Origin of the sequence: Streptomyces purpurogeneiscleroticus, from assembly GCF_020024005.1 — a bacterium.
Lineage (GTDB): Bacteria > Actinomycetota > Actinomycetes > Streptomycetales > Streptomycetaceae > Streptomyces > Streptomyces purpurogeneiscleroticus.
In genome coordinates this window covers 1-6673 of sequence record NZ_NHSG01000050.1, presented here as the reverse complement: position 1 = coordinate 6673, position 6673 = coordinate 1, and the positions used below count along the sequence as shown (strand labels likewise).

Here is a 6673-nt window from a genome sequence, read left to right as displayed (position 1 = left end):
CCCGCTTCCGCCCGGCCCAGCTCGCCCCGGATCCCCCCGCGCAGCATCCGCGACAGCCCCAGGGCCGCCGTGCGGACGGCCGGGGCGAGCTGGGCCGGGCGGAAGCGGGCGCGGGGGACGGCGACGGAGATCGCGGCCACGGCGTCGCCGCCCGCGAAGACCGGCGCCGCGATGCAGCTGACCCCGAGCACGGCCTCCTGCTCCTCGTAAGCGAGCCCGGACACCTGGGTGTTCTCCAGCGCCATCCGCAGCCGCGCGGGGTCGGTGAGCGAGTGCGGCGTCAGTCTCGGCAGCGGCCCGGCCAGTACCTCCTCGGTCAGCTCGGTGCCGCCGAACGCCAGCAGCGCCTTGCCCACGCCGGTACAGCTCAGCGGCAGGCTGTGGCCGATGTGCGAGGGCAGCTGGAGCGCGTCATGGCCGTGGATGCGCTCCAGGTAGACCACCTCCATCCCCTCGCGCACGCCGAGATGCACGGTCTCGCGGGTGGCCTCGAAGAGGTCCTGGAGGAACGGCAGCGCCGCCTCGCGCAGATCCCGCCGCCGCGGCACCAGTGAGCCCAGCTCGAAGAGCCGGCCGCCGAGCCGGTAGCGGACGTCGTCCGTGCGCTCCAGCCAGCCCAGCCGTACGAGGTCCGCGGCGAGCCGGTGAACGGTCGGCTTGGGCAGGCCCGTGCGCTGCGCCAGTTCCGCCAGCCGGTACGGACCGCCGGTCGGGCGGAAGGACTCCACGATCAGGGCGGCCTTGTCGAGCATGCTCGACCCGGTTGCGTTGGCTGCGTCGTTCCGTGTCACGGAACAAACATTGTCCCGTCCACGGCGCCACGTCCATACCGGAGCCGCATGCCCGTCCCTTCGGACGCTCACCCGGCTTCCCTCAACTGCCGATCGCACGCCGCCCCCATGCGGTCAGGACAACAGCGACTCCGCCACGTCGGCCGCCCGTGCCGTACCGCCCTCGGCCCGCACCTCCTCGCGCAGCGCGGCCGAGCGGCGGGCCACCTCCGGGTCGGAGGTCAGCGCCAGCAGCGCGCCCCGCAGCGCCTCGGGGGTGGCGTCCGCGGTGTCGATCCGCCGGGCCACGCCGAGCGACACCAACTGGTCGGCGTTGCCGAACTGGTCGGCGCTCTGCGGCACCGCAATCATCGGCACACCCGTGTACAGGCCCTCGTTGCAGCCGCCCATCCCGGCGTGCGTGACGAACGCGTCGGCCCGCTCCAGGATCGCCAGCTGCGGAACCCAGGAGTGCACTTCCACGTTCCGCGGGATGGAGCCCAGCTCCGCCGGATCGGTGTGCTTCCCGACCTGGAGCACCACGTGCCAGTCCGGCAGGTCACCGAAGGCCGCCAGACACCGCCGGTAGAACTCCGGCTGCTGGGTGAAGGCCGAACCCAGCGAGATCAGCAGGACGTTCCGGGCGCCGGCGGGGCGGTTCCAGCCGCCCTGGTCGCTCCGGTCGCCGAGGCAGGGCCCTACGAAGGTCACCGCTTCGGTGTCCACCTTGTCGGCGTGCGGCTGCATGGCCCGCGGGATCGTCGCCACCGCCCGCGCGGGGCGGCCGGAGAAGTCGCCCGGCTCCAGCGTCGTGGCGCCGTTGCCGGCCAGCCAGTCGGCGAACTTCGCGAAGTACGCGTCGGCCCCGGGGAGTGCCCGGATCTGCGCGTCGATGTCGTCCTCGCCCGTGCCGCTCCACCCCACGTACGTCGGCGAGATCTGGAGCGTGGGCCGCCCCTGGGACTCGGCGAGCGCGCGGCCCGCGTAGCCGCCGATGTCGTACAGGTACAGGTCGGCGGGGTCGTCGTCGTACAGCGCGTGCAGTTGCGGCAGCATCTGGACGGCGTCGTCGAAGAAGACGGTCATCCCTCCGACCGGGTCCTCGGGCCAGGTGCTGCCGGTCACCGGCGGAAGGGTGGAGCGGTACGGGCGCAGTTCGGCGCCGGTCGAGGTGACCAGGTCGGCCAGGAACGGGTCGTTGGCGTACGTGACGCGGTGGCCGCGCGCCACCAGCTCCCGGATGATCTCGATACCGGGGAGGGTGTGGCTGATGACGGGATTGCCGATCATCGCGATATGGGCGCGGCGCGGCGACGTACCGGAGGTACGGGAAGTCATGGAGGATCACTCACTTCAGGTCTACGGAGGAGCAGGACACGGCGGCCCGGCGCCTGGCACCTCGTGGTGCGGCGCGGGCGGGCGGCGCGGCGGGGCGAGCCGCCGCCGGGGCCGCGTCAGCCGTAGATCTGGTGGTGATGCATGGCGTCAACGTAACCTCGTGTGCCGGACGCGGCCAACCGATTTTTCCGAGACCCAGCGGCCAGGGGGAGCGCACATGACGGACATCGTGGAACTCGACGGGTTAGTACCGGACTTCACCAGCGATCCGTATCCGCACTACGCCGCGCTGCACGCCCGCGGCCCGGTGCACCGGGTGCGGCTGTCCGACGGCCAGGAGGTCTGGCTCATCGTCGGCCACGAGGAGTCCAGGGCCGCGCTGGCCGACCCCCGGCTGAAGAAGGACTGGTCGGCCCACCCGCAGTGGCAGCCGCCGGAGGGCACCCGCCAGCTCCTCGCCAACATGCTGCAGAGCGACCCGCCCCGCCACACCCGGCTGCGGAAGCTGGTCACCAGGGCCTTCACCGCCCGCGCCATGGAGGCGCTGCGCCCCGCCGTCCAGCAGATCACCGACGGCCTGATCGACACCATGCTCGCGAAGGCGGCGGACGGCCGCGCCGACCTCGTGGAAGCGCTCGCCTACCCGCTGCCCATGACGGTCATCTGCGAGCTGCTCGGCGTGCCGGACCTCGACCGTGAGCGGTTCCGCCGCTGGTCGGACGCGTTCGTCACCGCCAACGGGCCGTCCGGCAGGGACGGCACGGAAGAGGCCGAACTCGCGCACTACCTCGCACAGCTCATCCAGGACAAGCGGCGCACCCCGGGCCCGGACCTGTTCAGCACCCTCATCCGCACCACCGACGACGACGGCGACCGGCTCTCCGGCGACGAACTGGTGGGCATGGCCTTCCTCCTGCTCGTCGCCGGCCACGAAACCACCGTGGGCCTGATCGCCAACGGCACCCTCGCCCTGCTGCGCCACCCGGACCAGCTCGCCGCGCTGCGTGCGGACTGGGGGCTGCTGGACAACGCCGTCGAGGAGATGCTGCGGTACGACGGGCCCGTGGAGACCAGCACCTGGCGGTACGCGGCGGAGCCGGTGGAGATCGGCGGCACGGTGCTGCCGGCCGGGGACACCGTGGTCGTCGCGCTGGCCTCGGCCGCCCGCGACGCCGGCCGGTTCACGGACGCCGACCGCTTCGACATCACCCGCGACACCCGCGGCCATCTCGCCTTCGGGCACGGCATCCACTACTGCCTGGGCGCCCCGCTGGCCCGCATGGAGGGCCGCATCGCCGTCCGCACACTCCTCGAACGCTGCCCGGACCTCGCCCTGGACGCCGACCCCGCCGCACTGACCTGGCGCCCCGGCATCCTCATGCGCGGCCCGGTCCGGCTGCCGGTACGGGTGCGCTGACAGGCGGTACGCGTGCGCTGAAAGGCGGTACAGGTGCGCTGAAGGCGGCACGGATGCGCTGAAAGGCGCTGCGGGCTTAAGCTCTTGATCTTGCCGAGCCCTTGCCGAGCTCTTGTCGGTGCATGCCGGCCCAGGAGCTTGCCCGCAGCCCCCGCCGCGTCAGGAGTCCGCCATGAAGCGTGCCGTCACGCTGTCCGCCCTCGCCTGCCTTCTCGCCGCCACCGCCGCAGCGCCCACCGCGTTCGCCGGGGACGGCAAGCCCGAGGCGTCCGCCACGCCGGAGGCGTCCGGCACGGCGGACGCCAAGGCCACCAAGACCGCCAAGGCAGCCAAGAAGAAGATCGTCCACAAGCTCGCGCCCAGCCTCCTGGACACCGTCCCGCGCCGCGGCACCCTGCGGGTGTGCACCACCGGCGACTACCGTCCCTTCACTTCCTGGAACCGGAAGACCGAGACGTACAGCGGCGTGGACATCGAGATGGCGCGGGACCTGGCGAAGAGCCTGGACGCCAAGGCCACCTTCGTCCCCACCACCTGGGCGAGCCTGGTCGCCGACCTCGACGGCGGGCGCTGCGACATAGCCGTCGGCGGCGTCTCCATCACCCTGCCGCGCGCCCGCAAGCTCGCCTTCAGCGAGCCGACCCGGACGGACGGCAAGACGCCGATCGTGCGCTGCGAGGACAAGGACAAGTACCGCACGCTGAAGGACATCGACAAGCCGGAGACGACCGTCGTCGTGAACCCGGGCGGCACGAACGAGGAGTTCGCCAGGGCGAACATCAAGGAGGCGGAGATCAAGGTCCACAACGACAACAACACGATCTTCGACGAGATCGTCGCGGGCCGCGCCGACGTGATGATGACCGACGCCAGCGAGACGCTCTACCAGTCCAAGCTCCACCCCGAGCTCTGCTCCGTGCACCCGGACAAGCCCTTCACCTTCGCCGAGAAGGCATACGCGCTGCCGCGCAAGGACTTCCAGTTCAAGGAGTACGTCGACCAGTTCGTGCACCTGGCGAAGCACGACGGCACGTATGAGAAGTACGAGGACGAGTGGATGAAGTGATGCCCCGCGGCGCCGCCCGGCGCGGCGTCAGGTGTCCGTGTCGTACAGCGCCGCGCTCGCCGCGCCCCAGTCGCCCGGGAAGTGGCGGTCGAGCGCGGTGAGCGCCTCGCCGAGGGCCGGGACCAGGAGGCCGTACGGGTCGGTCAGCGGGTCGAAGTAGGGGTGTCCCGGTTGGGCGTCGGGGCGGGGCCGGCCGTTCGGACTGCGGGGCGGCTCCGGGCCGAGCCAGGCGGCGGCCAGTGCCCGCGCCATCGCCGCCGGTGGGCCGTCCTGCACGAGCGGCCGGACGAGCCGGTGGTAGCGGCGGACCGGTGAGTCGTCGGAGAAGAGGACGTAGTCGCGCACCGGCGCGCGCCGGACCAGGCCGAACGCCTCGTTTCTGGCGCCCGGGTCGGTCGTCTGCTCGAAGACCCGGGCGAGGTACGCGGCCGCCGCGGGCAGATCGCCCAGCGCCAGCGCGTGGTACGCGGCGGCCGCCCCCTGGCCGTGGTCGCGGGCCCGCAGCCGCAGCGCGTCGTGCGCGTGCCGCCAGGTGAACGCGTCGGTCTCCGGCCGCAGGGCCAGTTCGCGCAGGAGCAGGTGGCGCAGCAGCGGGTGCAGCTGGTCGGTCTGGCCGTTCCGCACGGGCGGGGTGAGCAGGCCGTGCGTACGGAAGTGGGACAGGGCGCCCTGCGCGCGGTCGTCCGTGTCGCCCCACAGGCCCCAGGCCGTGAACGCGTGGTCCAGGTCGACCGCGGCGGCGGCCCGGGGCAGCAGCGCCCGTACCTCCTCGGGGACGTCCCGCAGCAGCGTGTGCAGCAGGTCGCCCGCGAAGTCCCAGCCCGTGCCCTCGGGCAGCGGCCCGGCCGGCGTGAGCAGCCGGCGCAGCCGGTACGCCCAGTCGGTGTCCGCGGGGAAGCGGGGCAGCGCGTCCAGGAGCGCCGCGACCGCGCCGGGGTGGCCGCGTGTCACGTCGTGGACGAGGCGGCCGAGCCAGGCGGCCGGGCGCGCGACGGGCGGCCGGGGCAGGCCGCGGGTGGCGCCGAGCGTCTCCGCCGCCAGCTCGGTGACCTCGGCCAGGGACAGCCCGCCGAGCTGGGCGACGACCAGGTCGTCGGCCGTCCGGTTCTCCTGACGATGCGTCAGCCGCCAGTTGGTGAGCTGGAAGCGCAGGTCGGGCCCGGCCAGCTGTTCCGGGTCGACCTGCCGGGGCACGGTCCCGGCGGTGGCCACGGTCAGCAGCGGGTCCCATGCCGGGGTGACGCCGCTGTCCAGCGCCCGGGCATGGGCCAGCCCCTGCAGGAACTCCTCGCCCACCGGGCAGTCGGCGTTGTCCAGCAGGAGCAGACAGTGCGTGGTGCGCCGCCGGACGGAGCCGGAGCCGTAGGCCGTCCGCAGGTCCGAGAGCAGTGCCCGCAGCAGTACTTCGTCCACCGTCCCGGCCTCACCGGGGCGGCCCGCGAGCTGCCGCCGCAGATACCGCAGCAGGTCACGGGCGCTGCCGCCGCTGCGCCGCGCGACGCCGGCCAGCGCGCGCTCCAGGTGCCGCAGCCGCAGCCGCGGTTCACCGGCCAGCCGCAGCACGGCGCCGACGCCGGGCGGCGGCGGTGCGTCCCCGAGCGCGTCCAGACTGCTCTGCAGCCCGGCCCGGACGGCACCGGGGACGTCGCCGAGCGGGAAGCGGCCCAGCACACCGCGCACCGACTCCGCCAACTCCCGCACGGCACGCGGTGTGGGCGCGAGGGCGAACGCGAGGAGCAGCCCGGCGAAGGCCGGGAAGGCGAGCGAGGGGTGCCGGGCGGTGTCCCGGTGGAACTGCCCGGCCGCCTCCAGGGCCACCTCGGTGATCGAGGTGTAGGAACCGTCCAGGTCCAGCCAGGCCAGCGGCGCGTCCAGCTCCTGGGCGCGGGCCGAGAGCTGCCGCAGCAGGGTGGTCTTGCCGCCGCCCGGCGGCCCGAGGAAGAGGTAGGCGGGCAGCTCGCTGTGGGCGTGCAGGTCGCGGTGCAGCGCGTCCAGCACCGCCGCCTTCAGGGCCTTCTCGCCGCGCGCCCCGTCCGGGGCGGCGGCAGCGGGCCAGGGCGCGGGGGAGCCGCCGTCGGGGAC

At 73.6% G+C, this 6673-nt stretch carries 5 protein-coding genes; 2 read left to right on the top strand and 3 right to left on the bottom strand.

Features of this window, described 5'->3' with window-relative positions; all coding sequences use genetic code 11:
* Both CCS38_RS01460 and CCS38_RS01455 read right to left on the bottom strand, forming a co-directional pair.
* Window positions 1-752 (bottom strand): IclR family transcriptional regulator (locus CCS38_RS01460; protein WP_223731345.1); only part of this gene is annotated, 752 nt, incomplete at its 3' end.
* A gap of 153 nt (window positions 753-905) precedes the next feature.
* Window positions 906-2108 (bottom strand): macrolide family glycosyltransferase, encoded by a 1203-nt coding sequence (locus tag CCS38_RS01455; RefSeq protein ID WP_223731344.1) that lies wholly within the window; start codon window positions 2106-2108, stop codon window positions 906-908.
* 217 nt (window positions 2109-2325) lie between these two features.
* Here CCS38_RS01455 and CCS38_RS01450 point away from each other — a divergent pair, with 217 nt between their 5' ends.
* Window positions 2326-3525: a cytochrome P450 family protein gene (locus CCS38_RS01450; protein WP_223731343.1), complete on the top strand. Its 1200-nt coding sequence runs from the start codon at window positions 2326-2328 to the stop codon at window positions 3523-3525.
* 172 nt (window positions 3526-3697) lie between these two features.
* Window positions 3698-4591 (top strand): transporter substrate-binding domain-containing protein, encoded by an 894-nt coding sequence (locus tag CCS38_RS01445; protein WP_223731342.1) that lies wholly within the window; start codon window positions 3698-3700, stop codon window positions 4589-4591.
* 27 nt (window positions 4592-4618) lie between these two features.
* Here CCS38_RS01445 and CCS38_RS01440 read toward each other — a convergent pair.
* Window positions 4619-6673: hypothetical protein (locus tag CCS38_RS01440; RefSeq protein ID WP_223731341.1), on the bottom strand; the 2055-nt coding region annotated here is incomplete at its 5' end.